Origin of the sequence: uncultured Amphritea sp. (assembly GCF_937127095.1) — a bacterium.
Lineage (GTDB): Bacteria > Pseudomonadota > Gammaproteobacteria > Pseudomonadales > Balneatricaceae > Amphritea.
On sequence record NZ_CAKZLP010000066.1, the window covers coordinates 155,500 to 171,208 of the forward strand.

The following is a 15,709-nucleotide window of genomic DNA, read 5'->3' on the forward strand; positions in this document are numbered from 1 at the left end:
ACGGCCGGCAGCTTTGCTGCTGGCCGTTTCGTTTCTACTATTACTAGTGTCAGGTTGTAGTAAACAACCACAAATTGTCAGTCATCAAGGGCCGACAATGGGTACCAGCTTCACTGTAAAGTGGGTATCTTCTGACAACTCCCGAGACACTTCTCTGCCAGCTCAGATCGACCAGCTGCTGGTTGAAGTGAATAACAGCATGTCTACCTATCAGAAAGATTCAGAATTAAGTCGCATTAACCAGATGCCGGCTGGGGATTCTGCGATGTTATCTGATGGTCTTGCAGAGGTTTTAAATAAAGCTTTAGAGATTAGTCAGTCATCTGGCGGTGCATTTGATGTCACTGTTGGTCCGCTGGTTAACCTGTGGGGCTTCGGTCCGGATGGCCGCGTTATCCGGGCACCCGATGATGCTGAGATTGAAGCGCTTCGGCAGCGGGTCGGCTATCACTATATTAAGCTTTCAGGTAACCAGCTAAACCGGGAGCGAAATGTTTATATCGATCTGTCCGCTATTGCCAAGGGCTATGGTGTTGATCAGGTGGCAAACCTGCTTGAAAAAGCGGGCATCAATGCGTATCTGGTCGAGATAGGGGGTGAGCTTCGGGCCAGGGGAAATAAGCCTGATGGCAGTCACTGGAAAATTGCTATAGAGGCCCCTGTTGCCGGTGAGCGTATAGTTCAGCGTATAATTGAGGTCAGGGATGTCGGTATTGCGACGTCCGGAGATTACCGAAACTATTTTGAGGAAAACGGTATCCGTTTTTCTCATACAATAGATCCCGCTACAGGCAAGCCTATTAATCACCGGCTGGCATCTGTTACGGTATTAGCAGAGGATTGTGCTGAAGCGGATGCCCTGGCGACTGCAATGATGGTGTTGGGGCCTGATCAGGCAGAGACCTATGCTGAACAGCAGGGTGTTGAAGCATTATTGATAATAAAGTCGGACGACGGCTTTATTGAGAAGATGACCCCGGGTTTTTCAAACTACCTGGTGGAGTGAGGGGAGTTCTATGAGTACTATGATTTTGACATTTATTGTTCTGGGTCTTGTGATTGCAGGTATGTCTATCGGAGTGATTATGGGCCGTAAACCGATTGCAGGTTCCTGTGGTGGTCTGGCCGCGGTTGGTATTGATGAAGAGTGTCCTATCTGTGGCGGCGATCAGAACAAGTGCGATGATGAACAGGACAAGCAGACGCGTAAAAATGAGCTGGCTGATCTGGCATACGATGCTAAATCCGGTCACCAACCTAAAGACTAATTTCGTCGTTAGGCACAGCCGATATCATTACTGATCAGTGTATCAGATATAAAAAAGTTAAAAACTAACAGGTAATAGGGGAAAGTGATGGCTGTATATGACTATGATGTCATTGTAATCGGATCCGGTCCTGCCGGTGAAGGCGCGGCAATGAATGCAGCGAAGAAGGGGCGTCGTGTCGCTGTTATCGAGTCTCAGGACTCTGTGGGTGGTAATTGTACCCATAAGGGCACCATCCCATCCAAAGCGCTGCGTCACTCAGTTAAGCAGATCATCGAGTTTAACACCAACCCTATGTTCCGTGATATCGGTGAGCCGCGTTGGTTCTCATTTCCTAAAGTGCTTAAGCGTGCGGAAAAGGTCATCTCCAACCAGGTTATGATGCGTACTAACTTTTATGCTCGAAACCGTATTGATCTGTTTTTCGGTGAAGCTCAGTTTGTTGATAAGAATACCGTACTGGTGACCGGAACCGTCAAGGGTAATGAAACCCTGCGAGCTAAAAACGTCATTATTGCTACTGGCTCCCGTCCATATAAGCCTGACGACATCGACTTTACGCATCCCCGCATCTATAACAGCGATACAATTCTGACGTTGAGTCATACGCCCCGGACATTGATTATTTATGGTGCTGGCGTTATCGGTTCTGAATATGCGTCTATTTTCAGTGGCCTGGGGGTAAAAGTAGATCTGATCGATTCTATGGACCGACTACTGTCTTTTCTGGATGCAGAGATCTCTGATTCCCTTAGTTATCATTTGAGGAATAATGCAGTCAAAATTCGCCATAATGAGGTGTATGAAAAGGTAGCTGCTGATGAGCGGGGCGTAACTCTGACGCTCAAGTCAGGTAAAATGATTCGTGCAGATGCATTCCTATGGTGTAATGGCCGTAGCGGTAACACTGATATGCTCAAGCTTGAAAATGTCGGTCTTGAAGCGAATGGCCGGGGCCAGATAGAGGTTGACGAGCATTATCGGACCAAGTCAGAAGGGATCTACGCCTGTGGCGACGTGATAGGTTGGCCTGCACTGGCATCCGCCGCTCTTGACCAGGGTCGTGCAGCATCGTCTGATATGCTCAATGCTGATGATTTCCGCTATATCAATGATGTACCAACTGGTATCTACACCATTCCAGAGATCAGCTCTATCGGAAAGACAGAGGAGCAGTTGACTGAGGAGAAAGTGCCTTACGAAGTAGGACAGGCATTTTTTAAAGATACTGCCCGGGCGCAAATCTCTGGTGAGCCAATCGGGATGTTGAAAATACTGTTTAACCGTGAAACTCTGGCTATTCTCGGTATTCACTGTTTTGGTGATCAGGCGTCAGAGATCGTGCATATCGGGCAGGCGATTATGAACCAGGCGGGTGAGGCGAATACGATCAATTATTTCGTAAATACTACCTTTAACTATCCGACTATGGCTGAAGCTTATCGGGTGGCGGCGATTGCGGGTCTGAACCGTATCTCAAATCTCTGAGCTGATCTTCCGGCTAAAAAAAAACCGCCATGCCTGGCGGTTTTTTTATAATCTCTATTTTATCTGTCTGACTATTTGCTGGGTTGTTGCTTGTCTGGTGCTTTAATTGCAGGTCACTCCGGGTCTTTAAAAAAACCATCTTCATAATACTTGCCAGTGACGCCGAGTTTCCTTTCTACCCATCGGTTGTAGTGCTTCCAGATAAAAAAAGCGGGGGTCATGCCGATGATAATGCCCAGCATAAGACCAGCACCAGCGTAGTCTGAAGGCAGCTGTGCGATAACCCAATCATAAAAACCGGTGCTTTCGATTACCAGGTAATAACCGGCCAGGAACAGTAAACCAACCCCTGTGCCGATGTGATGTAACAGTTTGTTGTGAGAACTGGTGGTTTCAGATGTTGTTGTGTCAGAGTTTTTTTCAACACTGTTTTTAGGGCGTTCGGACATAGGGTTGATTATCCAAGGTATCGGTGTGCTCTGAGGCTTGGCAAAAACGGTTGTGGATCTATTTTCAGATCACTGCGTTCCACCCGGCTGCGAGCCTCAGGAGGGTTCAGCGGAGGCTCATTATACGCAGGCAGGCAGGGATTATCACTGTTCAGAGCGATAATAATCGGTAGTGATGTGTTTTGTGCCTTGCGCAGGGTGCTGTCTTTCTGCTTCCAGACGGGATTGGCACGCATAACCGGCACTTGCTTTTGGATCTGTGCCAGCATATCGCCGGGACGAAGCTGACCAACCGCCTGCAGTTGCATCTGAATATGGGTTTGGCTGGTGTCCATTTTGAGCAGTTTCTCTTCCGCTTCCCGTGCTGTCAGCTTGCGTATACTGCGGCCGCTGGTATACCAGCTGAAGCCGATCTTAGTCGGGCAGGTTTCGAAAACGGGTATCTGGCGGTAGCATTGCTTCAGATGAATTCTTGATGCGCCCTGTCGATGCAGCAGGCCTGCGATCGTTTCGCTTCTCTTATGCAATTCATGTTGAAGTTCAGCCGATTCACTTAAACGGTAATGGGTGGCTACGGTCTGAAACACTGATTTAGCATGATTGAGTCTCTGAGTGGCCTTAATTAGCTCAGGGGTCGCGCCAATCATGCCGTGCTGGCTTATGGTTGTGCGTCCATCCTGACCGTCCCGATACCATATATCAGTATACAGCTCTGCCGCCTGCTGCAGTGTTTTTGCGGTTGCCCCGGGGAGCCAGAAGGGCAGTTTACTTAGCTGTAAAAGTGCTGAAAAACTCAGCAGTTCCCGGTTAAGTTGGTTCAGGCTTTCGACCAGCTCGGTTGCGCTGCTACTGCTCATCACTGAGCTGTCGATCCCGGGCCTGGCTGGAAAGAATGTACCGGGCGACGGTCATCCGGCTGCTTTCCGGCATATCACTGAACTCGATGCCTATCTTATACTGGCCGTCTTCTTCCTGCTCTCCACAGTAAAGCACCTGACCATAAAGAAGTAAGCCGGTATAAGTCTCTTCGAAAACCACTTTGAGCGCTACATAGCTGTCTAGCGGGATAGGTTCTTTACTTTTAAAGCTCATCCCTCCCTCACTCAGGTTGATCTTCTGAGTAGACAGGTTTTCGAATTCAACATCACTTTTGGCAATGGCGTGGGCGATCGCATCAATCTTATTGTTCATGTTCTCCAGAAACGACGCCACCATGGGGTCTTTCTGGGCTATTTTGCGTAACTGGTAACTGCTATCGTGCCCAAAGGCCTGAAGCTCAGTGAGCAGTAAAAAGAAGTGAGATACCTGAAATTGCGAAGGCAAACGGCTATGACACATCTCATCTTCCGTGATGACTTTATAGTCGACCGCTACCTTGCCAAAGATGCGGAAATACTGGCGACGTTCCTGATTCAAAATACGGCCCTCGTGAATTTTCACTTTATCCGAGTATAACTAATATTATTCTGATTTTGTTAGAGAAATTCACCAGTCTGTGATTTAATTCGCGCCATGTTTAGACCATTCTCTCTCTACGTTGGCCTGCGATATACCGCCGCCAAGCGTAACAATAATTTTATATCGTTTATCTCGCTGGTCTCGATGCTGGGGCTGATGCTGGGTGTCGCTGCGCTGATCGTTGTGCTTTCGGTAATGAATGGTTTTGACCGGGAGTTGAAAGAACGCATTCTGGGGATGGTTCCCCATGGCACGATTTCTGATTATGGTAAACCACTGGGAAACTGGCAGGAAGTCGCGGATAAGGTTAATGCGCAATCAGGCATTGTTGGCACTGCCCCCTATATTCAGGCACAGGGTATGCTGACTAATCGGGGTGTTGTACGTGGTGTATTGATTAATGGTATCGAGCCAGAGTTAGAACAAAAGATCTCAATACTGGGTGACCACATAAAAGCGGGGAGCCTGGCCGCATTGCAGTCTAAGAGTTACGGTATTGTCATGGGCTCACTTCTTGCTCGTTCAATGGGTGTGGGCATTGGTGACAAAATAACCCTGGTACTTCCAGAGGCATCGATCAGTGTGGCAGGAATTATTCCACGATTGAAGCGCTTTACCGTGGTGGGTATATTCGAGGTCGGTGCCGAGCTGGATGCGAATCTGGCTTATATCCATATTGATGATGCGGCGCGAATTAAGCGGATGCCCAGTGGTGTCGATGGTATTCGTCTTGAATTTGATAATCTGTTCGAAGCGCCTTACAGGATTAAACAGATTATTACTGAGCTCGGTGATTTTTACCGAGCCAGTGACTGGACCCGTACTCACGGCAATCTGTTTCAGGCTATTCAGCTTGAAAAGAAAATGATCGGATTGTTGCTGTTTCTGATTGTGTTTGTTGCGGCGTTCAATATTGTTTCGACTCTGGTTATGGTCGTTACCGATAAAAAAGGTGATATCGCTATACTCAGAACCCTGGGTGCTACGCCCGGTTGTATTATGCGGATCTTCATGGTGCAGGGGACTGTTATCGGCGTGATGGGGACGCTGCTCGGTTCCCTTTTGGGTATCGTTCTGGCGCTGACAATTACTGATCTGATCGCCTGGGTAGAGCATACCTTCGGTATACAGTTCCTCAGTGCCGATGTTTACTTTATCAGTTACCTGCCTTCGCAACTGCAGTCAGGGGATGTGCTGGTGATAATCTCTGTTGCCCTGGGAATTAGTTTTCTGGCAACCATCTATCCCGCCTGGCGGGCTTCCAGGACACAACCGGCGGAGGCATTGCGCTATGAGTGATCTGGTACTCCAATGCATCGACCTGAAAAAGCATTACGGGGATGGTGAGGTTGTTGTTGAGGTTCTGCGAGGCGTTGAACTAGCTGTTAAGCGCGGGGAAACCCTGGCGATCGTCGGCAGTTCGGGTTCGGGTAAAAGTACCCTGTTGAATATGCTGGGTGGATTGGATCTCCCCAGCGCTGGCGATGTGCGAGTCGATGATCAGTCACTGTTTGCGATCAGTGAGCAGGAACGGGCCAGGCTGCGTAACCGTTCTCTGGGCTTTGTCTATCAGTTTCACCACCTGTTAGCGGAATTCACTGCCCTTGAGAATGTGGCGATGCCTTTGTTGATCAGAGGGGAGGCGATCAGCTCTGTTCGTGAGCAGTCTGCTGCCATTTTAGAATCAGTGGGGCTGTCACACCGGCTTGAACATAAACCCTCCATGCTTAGTGGTGGTGAACGACAGCGGGTAGCGATAGCCAGGGCTCTGGTCACTAACCCTGCCTGTGTGCTGATGGATGAACCTACTGGCAATCTGGACCGGCATACCGGGCAAGAGGTACAAGCCCTGATGGATAAGCTCAATAGCGAATTTGGTATTTCGTTTGTTGTGGTAACCCATGATCTTCAGCTGGCTGAAAGGCAGGGAAGAGTTGTCGAGTTAAAGGATGGTTTACTACAACCGATAACGCTCTGATATTGGCGGGTCAGGTAAGCCTTCAGTGTTAAAAAGCCGGAATTTATTCTGGCTTTTTGCTATCTGAATCTGAAGAAGGTTTTGGCGTAGTGTTTGAAGAGGTAGTGCTTGAAGAAGTAGAGTTTAAAGTAGGGTCTGAAGGGTCGCGTGCTGCGTCCTCCTGATTATTCTGCTCACCGCTCTCAGTATTTTCCTGTGGCGTTATAGCCTGCTTTAATTTACGCAGTATAAACTTACGTTTTTTACGGTTGTGCCAGCTCTTGTTGACATGCCATACCCAGAAGCGTTGCATCAGGAAATAACCCAGGGCGCCACTGACAATACCGCAGACCATTGAGCCTACCAGTAACGGTAACCAGATGTACTCCAGTTCTGCCTTAATCCATTCCATGCTTAGTTCAAAATCGATCGCTACCACATCCCCGCCGAGAATAAGCGTACCAATCCAGTAGGCAAAATAGAACATGGGGGGGATCGTTATCGGGTTGGTCAGCCACACAAGGCTGACAGAGATCGGCAGATTGCTGCGCACAAACAGAGCCACAACTGCGGCAATCAGCATCTGTGATGGTAGAGGGATAAAAGCACAGAACAGTCCCACGAAAAACGCTTTGCTGACAGACTTGCGGGACAGATGCCAGAGGTTCGGATCATGTATATGACTTCCCAACCAGCTAAGGTAGCGATTGGACTTGAGCTTACGCTCGTCTGGCATAAATTTCTTGATAAGTTTGCGCGGCATCAGGGAGAAACTATAGTTAGCTGATGGGAGGGGCTAATTATGCCCCCTTAAAACCGTTAAGCCAACCGGAAATCAAGGATGATTGGTATCGCTTTTGGCGTATTGTTGGTGGCTTGCCTGCCGCAACTGCTTTCTTATTCATTTCTCACTATCCTCAGTGTCGCTCTATTACTGTGTTTTATGCCTGTTTCCGGGCGCTGGTTAGCCGCGCCAGTACGGATTCAAATTGCCGGATTGTTATTTGGAACTGTTTTCGCCTCCGGCTGGGGCTATCTTAATCTGAGTCAGCGAATGCCCATGTATATGTCTGCTCAGGAATTAAATATAAGCGGAACCGTGAGTCGCTTGCCAGAATACCGCCCGGGGATGGTGCGTTTCAACTTTGAAGTCGATCAGTATTCCCCGTTAATGTCTGGGGTTGATCTGCAGCATTTACAATTAAATTGGTATAACCCTGAAAGAGAGATCATTCCTGGTCAGCAGTGGGCGTTCAGGGTTAGGCTGAAACCACCCCGGGGATTGATGAATCCCGGTGGCAGCGATTATGAAACACAGTTGTTCGCAAACCGGGTAAATGCCCGGGGTTATCTGTTAACTGCCCGATTGATAGACGAAGCCGGAGCTGGCAGTCGTTATCGGATAGAGTATCTGAGATATCGGCTGGGCCAGTGGCTGACACAATTGTCACTCGGGCCTGACGCTGATGCGACCATAAGAGCATTGGTATTGGGGGATAAGCAGGACTTAAGTGATCAGCAGTGGCAAGTGTTGCGGCAAACTGGCACGGTGCATCTGGTGGTTATCAGTGGTCTGCATATTGCTATCGCTTGCATGCTCGGGTACTGGGCTGGCTGGTTATTCCAGTGGCCAGTGCTATGGTTGGCTGGGCGGTATGCTCCAGAATTAGTGGATGTGCGTGCCTGTCGAATTATTCCTGCTCTGGTTATGGCCTCGGGTTACGCGTTGTTGGCAGGGTTCAGTATTCCGACGCAACGGGCGCTGATTATGGCTGTGGCAATGTTGTTACCGCCGCTGCTGAATCGCCATTTGGGGGTCTGGAAACGTTATCAGCTCGCCCTGGTGCTGGTGTTGCTGATGCAACCGCTAAGCTTCTTTCAGCCGGGCTTCTGGTTGTCTTTTGCGGCTGTTGCAGCACTGCTGCTGGCGGTTTCGGAAACTGGAGAGAAGCGGCGAATCAGGACCATTTTTGCAACCCAATGGTCGGTATTTATCGGCCTGTTTCCGTTGTTGCTGCTCTGGCTTGGACAGGTTGCACTGTTTGCACCCCTGGTTAACCTGGTGGCAATCCCTTTGCTGAGTTTTATCCTTATCCCTGGAGTGCTGTTGGGGATGCTGCTTTGTCTGGTTGATGCGGATACTGGGGCGGTTTTTCTCTCTGGCTTGTCGGATACATTCTGGTGGTTGTTGCAGCTTTGCATGCCGCCCGAAGGTGTAGGGTTGTTTACCAGTCGCCCATCACTAATGACCGTCTTTTTAGGGGTGTTGGCCGCAGTGCTGCTGAATCTGCCCCGCTGGACTGGAATGGGATACTTTTCTTTGTTTATTCTCACAGTCCTGATTTTTCAGCCTAAACCCTCTATTGAGCATGGCGATTTTCGTACCACAGTGGTTGATATCGGTCAGGGACTTGCTGTGTTGCTCGAAACTCGCAACAAGGTGCTGCTGTTTGATACCGGGGCTGCTTTCAGGGGCAGCAGTACTGCGCGTTTTACCCTGTTGCCATTGCTGGAAAGTCGAAATATTAGCCATCTGGATCGCGTAATTATTAGTCATAAAGATAATGATCATGCCGGAGGCTACCCGAGTCTGGCAGCCGCGTTTGTTGTTGCTGAGCTGAACTCGGGTAGTCCTGCGGTACGGCGTAGTGACGCTGCTAAACCCTGTGTATCCGGCGACACATGGGAGTGGGACGGTATTCGCTTTAGTTATATTCAGCCCGTCAGGCCAGTGCCTGTGAATGAGAATAATCGATCCTGTGTGCTGTTGGTGCAATCGAAAAATTGCTCGGTATTGATTCCTGGAGATATAGAAAGTGGTGTTGAACAGCAGATCCTCAGCGACAATCCGGGACTGCAGGTTGACTGGCTGGTTGCTGCTCACCATGGCAGTCGCTTTTCCAGTAGTCATGAATGGCTGGCTGCATTAAAACCTGAGTGGGTACTGTTCAGCGCGGGTTTTGATAACTCATACGGACATCCCGCAGTCGATGTTATCGAGCGGCTGAGACATCTGCAGCTGAACTGGCTGAATACCTCTGAGAAGGGGGCTTTGATGCTTCAGAGCACAGCAGGGCGGTGTCTTACTGAAGGCTATAGAGACACAAAAATGAGGTATTGGTTGGCGGATAAAGCACCTGAGTAAAAAGCATTAATTTTTTATTGTAAGGTATTGACTTGTATCAATATAAATAGTAATCAGACTGGGAGGTTGTTACCCTCCTGGGCGTTGTATACCTTGCTAAATCTTGGTTTCATTATCCTTATATTTTAGTGATCAAGGATGTAAGGATTATGTTGAGTTCTCTGAAAGTCTCTCAGCGGTTAATGCTCGGTTTTGGGCTGCTCGCGCTTTTATTAGTTATCACGAATTTCACCGGATATAGGGGTATCAGTAATATTTCAGAAGCATTACATGTTGTTAGTGAGGAGGAGGCTCCCTTAATTGATGCAGCAAACGAAATGAAGGTTGCATTGATGGAAGGTCGAAACAGAATGGAGGAGTTTAAAGGTGCAACCGCTGTTATTTTCAATCAGAAGGGCAGCGCTATTGATGAATCCAAAGCCGGTTTTGCTGTTACTGTAAAAACGTTTGATAAGCTTGTCGAAGCCATTCTTAACGGTGGCGCAATCGACGGTGGTGGCGTCGTCATCGCAACTAATAATAAAGAGTTAGCGCAGTTGGTGCGTGACGCTGATGCGCTACATAATAATGAGTTTCAGGTTGCAGCACAGACACTCTTTGAAAGCGGTAATCAGCTTGTTAAAGCTAAAGAAAGTTCTGATCTTGCTATGTTAGATATGGAAAAAACAGTTAATGCAGTTTTAGCAGGAGCGAACCACCTGGAAGCAGAGTTAGATAAAATAGTTAAGCGTTTGTCTGTAGAAGATAGTAGGGAGTTTTCGGTTATAGAACAGGGAATTCCAATGCTTGATGCGGTTAATGAAATTAAGGTTGCCATTCAAGAAAGTCGTATTGCGTTAGAGGAGATTGCTCACGCTCTGAGTCAGGAGAGCATCAGTAACGTGGTCGCTGTTTATGATGCTTCTATTACACGCTTTGATGAGCTATCGGTTGAGCTGATCAGTTATGCTGATGCGCTACCCGGTACTCAGGTTGTTGATCTTGTAAAACAGTTAGATGAACAGCACTCAGCGATGCAGCGTGACGGTAAAAAAATGATCGATAGTCGATTGCTTTTGTTGCAAACATCGACCGCTGCAGAGGCCGCTATGAACAACCTGGATGCCATAGGAGAAAAGGCATCTTTGCTGATCGGTCAGATAGAGGGGTTGTCAAATATGGAGATGCAGGCTGCTCAACAGGCTGGACGGGATGCTTCATCCAGTTCTCTCAACCTGGTTATCACTATAGGCCTGATCTCTATCGTTATCGCAATCGTTCTCAGCGTGCTTATCACGCGTTCTATCATGCTGCCGCTCGGTGGAGAGCCTGAGGAGATGATGAAGATCGCCCGTTGTATAGCTGATGGAGACATGACACAACGTTTTTCCGCTACAGCGGGTCATGACAGTGTTTATGGCTCTATGAAAGATATGAGTGAAAACCTGCGGGGAATGATTTCTGAAATAATTCAGTCCAGTTCGCGTCTTGCAGTGACGGCTGAAGAAACCTCTGCGGTGTCTGAGCAAACTAAATTGGCGGTTAATCAGCAGCATGGTGAAACTGATCAGGTAGCTGTTGCTGTCAATGAAATGTCGGCTACCACACAGGATATTGCGCAAAATACATCAAAAACAGCCAGTGCTGCCGAAGAGGCCCAGCATCAAAGTAATATAGGGATGAGCACATTGGCCGATGCTACTCAGTCGATTTCCGGTCTGGTCGAATATGTCGTTTCGGCGAGCGCAGAGATGTCGGCGCTTAAAGAGAAGAGTATTGAGGTAGGTAATGTGCTTGAGGTGATTAAAGGGATTGCTGAACAGACCAACTTGTTAGCGCTTAATGCTGCTATTGAAGCAGCACGTGCGGGAGATATGGGACGAGGGTTTGCCGTGGTTGCTGATGAAGTCAGATCTCTTTCGCAGCGCACTCAGGAATCTGCGTCTAATATCAACGATATGATTACCTCTATGCAATCGGCTGCAGAGTCTGCAGCTGAAACAATGAGTCGTGGTAAAGACAAGGCGTTACTGACTTCAGAGCAGGCGCAGAAAACGACTGAAGCTTTCATCGCGATTACAAATGTTATTGAGCAGATAGGCGGAATGACGATACAGGTCGCTACTGCCTCTGAAGAGCAGTCATTTGTGGCTGAAGAGGTAAATAAAAGCATTACCTATATCAAGGATCTGTCACTGCAAACTTCATCCGGAGCTGAGCAGCTGTCGGGTGCCAGCAATGAAGTTGCAGCCGCAGCAGAAGAGCTGAATTTGATAGCGAATCAGTTCAAAGTGTGACTCTTCCTATAGGGCTCTCAATAAGGGCCCTATTTCCCTCTTTTACCCTGCTGTATTCCCGGTTTTTTTATTCGGCAGTAGTTTCATGATGCTGCCGAATCAGAAAGACATCTTCGATAAGGGTAATTCGAAAACAGGTCTTGTCTTCGAAAAGATGGTGCTGCTTGAGGTGCCGTTATCCTGGGCTTGTAACTTCTGTGTCCATAGGGTGACAGCAAATTTCATACTCACAAAAAAGCGTTACTGCTCAGCGGGTTAATCACTACTCTGGCGTGTGACTCTATGCTAGAGTATGGGCCGGTTTTAAGGAGGAATGCTGGTGTTTGAGTTGATACAATCCGGTGGTTGGCTGATGGTGCCAATTATCGCCTGTTCTATATTGTCTCTGGCTATTTGTCTGGAGCGTTTCTGGGTGCTGCAGAAGAAGCGGGTATCGCCGGCTAATCTGTTATCTGAGGTATGGATGCTGGTTCGCAGTGGTGAAATGACCCCTGAGCGGTTGCAGTTGATCCGTAATGAAAGTTTGCTCGGCCAGATTATGGTCGCCGGACTGAATAACTCAAACCATGGTCGGGAGATTATGCGGGAGAGCATCCAGGAAGCTGCACAGCATGTCATGCATCAGATGGAGCGGTTTCTGAATTCGCTGGGCACCATTGCGGCGATCTCTCCTCTGTTGGGTTTGCTGGGTACCGTTATTGGTATGATCAAAGTGTTTGCTGAAATCATGCTGCAGGGTACTGGTAATGCCAATGTACTGGCTGGTGGTATTTCTGAAGCACTGATTACAACCGCTGCAGGTTTGTCAGTGGCTATTCCCACGCTGGTCTTTCATCGCTATTTTCAGCGTCGTGTTGAAACGCTGCTGATCGAGATGGAGCAGGAGTGTCAGAAACTGGTTGAAGTAGTTCACGGTGAACGTGAAGTAGATTTCGAGTAACCGATGAGTCGATTGAAATTCAGGCGTAAGCCAAAGGAAGAGGTTGCAGTAAACCTGACGCCGTTGATCGACGTGGTTTTCCTGTTGCTGATTTTTTTCATGGTATCCACTACCTTCACAAATGAATCGCATCTGCAGATCAGTCTGCCTGAGGCCGACGGCGAAGCCTTAGAAACTCAGGCTGAGAGCCTTGAGGTGCTGATCGGTGTTGATGGCGGATTTACAGTCAACGGTCAGAGTCTGCTGAACAGCCAGCCGGAAACCCTGCGCCGGGCGCTAATTGATCAGGCCGGTGAAAACCGCAAGCTCCCCTTTATTATCTCTGCCGATGCTAAAACACCGCATCAGTCTGTGGTTACTGTTATGGATGTCGCCGGGAAGCTGGGGTTTGCTGCACTCAGTATTACCACTCAGCAACCGGCTGAGCAGTAACGATGGGGCTGGAACAGGCCTGGTATAACGGTAGCCGCTGGCTGGTCCTGTTTCGCCCGCTGGAGCTGTTGTTTCGCAGCCTCGCTCGTCGTCGGCGGCAGCAATTCGCTCATGGTACCCGCCAGAGCTGGACCGCCCCAGTGCCGGTTATCGTGGTTGGCAATATTACTGTGGGCGGGACCGGTAAATCGCCGCTGGTCATCTGGCTGGTGGAACATCTGCGTCAGCAGGGCTATAAGCCCGGTGTGATCAGCCGCGGTTATCGGGCTGAGCCACCGACAACTCCCTATTTTGTTACCGCTGTCTCATCGGCCGCTGAAGCAGGCGATGAACCGCTGATGATTGTTCGTCGTACCGGGGTGGCGCTGGTCATATCTCCTGATCGTGTTGCTGCAGCAAGATTATTGTTGGAAAAAACCGAATGCGATCTGATCATCAGCGATGATGGTCTGCAGCACTATGCGCTGAATCGTAGTATTGAGATCGCTGTCATTGATGGCGTCAGAGGTTTTGGCAACCGTCGCTGCCTGCCTGAAGGGCCACTGCGGGAGCCGGTTGAGCGATTAAATGAGGTTGATCTTATTGTCGTAAATGGGGCGTCACCGAAAACGGTGCTCGAAGCCGGTCATGCAGAGAAAGCGTTTCCTATGGCGCTGCAGCCCGGCGATCTGGTGTCATTAAGCACAGGCTGCGCTGTGGCAGCCGATTGCTGGACGGACGACAGAGAGGTTAATGCTGTTGCGGCCATCGGCAACCCCGCACGTTTTAGCGATACTCTTGTAGCCTTAGGATTTAAGCCGCGGTTGCACTGCTTTGCGGATCACCACCACTATACTGACACTGATCTATCTTTTGAGCGGAGTCTGCCGCTGATAATGACTGAAAAAGATGCGGTAAAATGCGATCATATAGCACTTGAAAATGCCTGGTACCTGCAGGTTAACGCGGCGCTGGGGGAGGGGTTCAGCGCTTCGCTCGACCGGATGCTTGGCGATTGGCTGGCTGCGCATAAGCGCGCAGAGTAACGAATATTAAAGTACGTCACACAGAGGCACTAACGATGGATAAGAAACTTCTGGATATCCTGGTTTGTCCGGTATCTAAAGCACCGGTTGAATGGAACAAAGAGACCAATGAGCTGATCTGCCGGAGCTCAGGTCTGGCATATCCGATTCGCGATGATATTCCGGTAATGCTGGAAAGCGAAGCGCGTACATTGACCACTGACGAACGTCTGGCAAAGTAGGTTACGCTATGGCTTTTTCTGTTGTTATCCCTGCGCGATTTGGTTCGTCCCGTTTTCCTGGCAAACCGCTGGCGGAGATTGCCGGTAAGCCGATGGTTCAGCATGTCTATGAACGGGCGATTCAGAGCGAGGCTCAGCGGGTCATTATTGCCACCGATGATCAACGCATTGCGGATGTAGCTAAAGGCTTTGGTGCAGAGGTCTGTATGACGTCAGCAGATCATCCTTCTGGCACAGACCGGCTGCAGGAGGTGGTTCACTCGCTGGGCTTCTATGCGGATGATATTGTTGTCAATGTGCAGGGTGATGAGCCGTTGATTCCACCACGGGTGATCAATCAGGTAGCACATAATCTCAGTGCGGTGACTGAGGCGAGTATTGCAACGCTGTGTGAGCCGATCAATGATATCGAGTCACTGCTGAACCCTAACGTGGTTAAAGTGGTTGCTGATCGTGCAGGCCGGGCGCTTTACTTTAGCCGGGCGCCAATCCCCTGGCCAAGAGATCCGTTTGCCACCCCATCAGGGCGTGAAGTGATGCCTTCATGTGTTAATTTTCAGCGCCACATTGGCATCTATGCCTATCGCGTTAAGCTTCTTAATGACTTCGTCCAGTGGGCGCCAGCGCCAATTGAGCAGACGGAGTGTCTCGAGCAGTTGCGGGCGATGTGGAATGGTGCGGTTATCCATGTTGAAGAAGCGGATGAACTGCCTCCTGCGGGTGTTGATACACCTGAAGACCTTGAGCGTATTCGTCATCTGTTTGAGCAGTAAGCAATATAAAGCATTTTTTTGATGGCAATGAAGATCCCCCCGAAACGTTGGTTTTCAGCGTTCGGGAGGGGTGGTGTTGATATTTAAAATAAATGACAGGCAAGTGCCTTCGCACTTTTCAGAACTCTTAAAAATGGTGTGCTGATTACCTGAGTTGAAACAGATAGATAAGATCGATTTTGTGGGTATGTCCCTACTATCTTGACATGGTAGAGGTCGGCGGTTCGAATCCGCCTAGTCCTACCACTACACCCCACGTAGTTATTCGGCTTCAGCA

At 49.1% G+C, this 15,709-nt stretch carries 16 protein-coding genes; 12 read left to right on the forward strand and 4 right to left on the reverse strand.

What is annotated here, in order from left to right:
- Nucleotides 1-97: 97 nt before the first annotated feature.
- From Q0499_RS17105 to sthA, 3 genes are all read left to right on the forward strand, one after another.
- Complete coding sequence (locus tag Q0499_RS17105; RefSeq protein WP_363317822.1) at nucleotides 98-1,006, forward strand: FAD:protein FMN transferase; 909 nt, start codon at nucleotides 98-100, stop codon at nucleotides 1,004-1,006.
- Between the two features lie 10 nt (nucleotides 1,007-1,016).
- The gene (gene nqrM / locus Q0499_RS17110; RefSeq protein ID WP_299201800.1) at nucleotides 1,017-1,268 is read left to right on the forward strand and encodes a (Na+)-NQR maturation NqrM; all 252 of its coding nucleotides are present in this window, start codon (nucleotides 1,017-1,019) and stop codon (nucleotides 1,266-1,268) included.
- An 87-nt stretch (nucleotides 1,269-1,355) separates the two neighbouring features.
- Nucleotides 1,356-2,756, forward strand: a complete 1,401-nt coding sequence (gene sthA / locus Q0499_RS17115; RefSeq protein ID WP_299201803.1) for a Si-specific NAD(P)(+) transhydrogenase — start codon at nucleotides 1,356-1,358, stop codon at nucleotides 2,754-2,756.
- A 113-nt stretch (nucleotides 2,757-2,869) separates the two neighbouring features.
- Here the strand turns inward: sthA and Q0499_RS17120 are convergent, their stop codons facing one another.
- The 3 genes from Q0499_RS17120 to Q0499_RS17130 are packed head-to-tail and all read right to left on the reverse strand — an operon-like array spanning nucleotide 2,870 to nucleotide 4,621.
- Nucleotides 2,870-3,205, reverse strand: a complete 336-nt coding sequence (locus tag Q0499_RS17120) for a hypothetical protein (RefSeq protein WP_299201805.1) — start codon at nucleotides 3,203-3,205, stop codon at nucleotides 2,870-2,872.
- Nucleotides 3,206-3,213: 8 nt separating this feature from the next.
- The gene (locus Q0499_RS17125) at nucleotides 3,214-4,062 is read right to left on the reverse strand and encodes a DNA replication terminus site-binding protein (RefSeq protein WP_299201808.1); all 849 of its coding nucleotides are present in this window, start codon (nucleotides 4,060-4,062) and stop codon (nucleotides 3,214-3,216) included.
- On the reverse strand, nucleotides 4,052-4,621 hold the full coding sequence (locus Q0499_RS17130; RefSeq protein WP_299201811.1) for a PilZ domain-containing protein: 570 nt from the start codon (nucleotides 4,619-4,621) through the stop codon (nucleotides 4,052-4,054). The genes Q0499_RS17125 and Q0499_RS17130 overlap by 11 nt, the downstream gene beginning before the upstream one ends.
- A gap of 96 nt (nucleotides 4,622-4,717) precedes the next feature.
- Here Q0499_RS17130 and Q0499_RS17135 point away from each other — a divergent pair, with 96 nt between their 5' ends.
- Both Q0499_RS17135 and lolD read left to right on the forward strand, forming a co-directional pair.
- Nucleotides 4,718-5,962, forward strand: coding sequence for a lipoprotein-releasing ABC transporter permease subunit (locus Q0499_RS17135; protein ID WP_299201814.1), 1,245 nt, complete (start codon nucleotides 4,718-4,720; stop codon nucleotides 5,960-5,962).
- Nucleotides 5,955-6,641 (forward strand): lipoprotein-releasing ABC transporter ATP-binding protein LolD, encoded by a 687-nt coding sequence (gene lolD / locus Q0499_RS17140; protein WP_299201817.1) that lies wholly within the window; start codon nucleotides 5,955-5,957, stop codon nucleotides 6,639-6,641. Before Q0499_RS17135 ends, lolD begins: the two co-directional genes overlap by 8 nt.
- 43 nt (nucleotides 6,642-6,684) lie before the next feature.
- Here the strand turns inward: lolD and Q0499_RS17145 are convergent, their stop codons facing one another.
- Entirely contained in the window at nucleotides 6,685-7,383 is a 699-nt protein-coding gene (locus Q0499_RS17145; protein ID WP_299201820.1) for a DUF2062 domain-containing protein, read from the reverse strand.
- A gap of 78 nt (nucleotides 7,384-7,461) precedes the next feature.
- Here Q0499_RS17145 and Q0499_RS17150 point away from each other — a divergent pair, with 78 nt between their 5' ends.
- The 7 genes from Q0499_RS17150 (at nucleotide 7,462) to kdsB (ending at nucleotide 15,432) form a co-directional block, all read left to right on the forward strand.
- Nucleotides 7,462-9,765, forward strand: coding sequence for a DNA internalization-related competence protein ComEC/Rec2 (locus tag Q0499_RS17150; protein ID WP_299201823.1), 2,304 nt, complete (start codon nucleotides 7,462-7,464; stop codon nucleotides 9,763-9,765).
- A gap of 149 nt (nucleotides 9,766-9,914) precedes the next feature.
- The gene (locus tag Q0499_RS17155) at nucleotides 9,915-12,041 is read left to right on the forward strand and encodes a methyl-accepting chemotaxis protein (RefSeq protein ID WP_299201826.1); all 2,127 of its coding nucleotides are present in this window, start codon (nucleotides 9,915-9,917) and stop codon (nucleotides 12,039-12,041) included.
- Nucleotides 12,042-12,360: 319 nt separating this feature from the next.
- Nucleotides 12,361-12,981, forward strand: a complete 621-nt coding sequence (locus tag Q0499_RS17160; RefSeq protein ID WP_299201829.1) for a MotA/TolQ/ExbB proton channel family protein — start codon at nucleotides 12,361-12,363, stop codon at nucleotides 12,979-12,981.
- 12 nt (nucleotides 12,982-12,993) lie between these two features.
- Nucleotides 12,994-13,413, forward strand: a complete 420-nt coding sequence (locus tag Q0499_RS17165; RefSeq protein ID WP_299201844.1) for a biopolymer transporter ExbD — start codon at nucleotides 12,994-12,996, stop codon at nucleotides 13,411-13,413.
- A 2-nt stretch (nucleotides 13,414-13,415) separates the two neighbouring features.
- Nucleotides 13,416-14,438 carry a tetraacyldisaccharide 4'-kinase gene (gene lpxK / locus Q0499_RS17170; RefSeq protein ID WP_299201832.1) on the forward strand — a complete coding sequence of 341 codons (1,023 nt, stop codon included), beginning with the start codon at nucleotides 13,416-13,418 and terminating at the stop codon, nucleotides 14,436-14,438.
- Nucleotides 14,439-14,473: 35 nt separating this feature from the next.
- On the forward strand, nucleotides 14,474-14,659 hold the full coding sequence (locus Q0499_RS17175; RefSeq protein ID WP_299201835.1) for a Trm112 family protein: 186 nt from the start codon (nucleotides 14,474-14,476) through the stop codon (nucleotides 14,657-14,659).
- Nucleotides 14,660-14,667: 8 nt separating this feature from the next.
- Nucleotides 14,668-15,432, forward strand: a complete 765-nt coding sequence (gene kdsB, locus Q0499_RS17180) for a 3-deoxy-manno-octulosonate cytidylyltransferase (RefSeq protein WP_299201838.1) — start codon at nucleotides 14,668-14,670, stop codon at nucleotides 15,430-15,432.
- Nucleotides 15,433-15,709 lie beyond the last annotated feature (277 nt).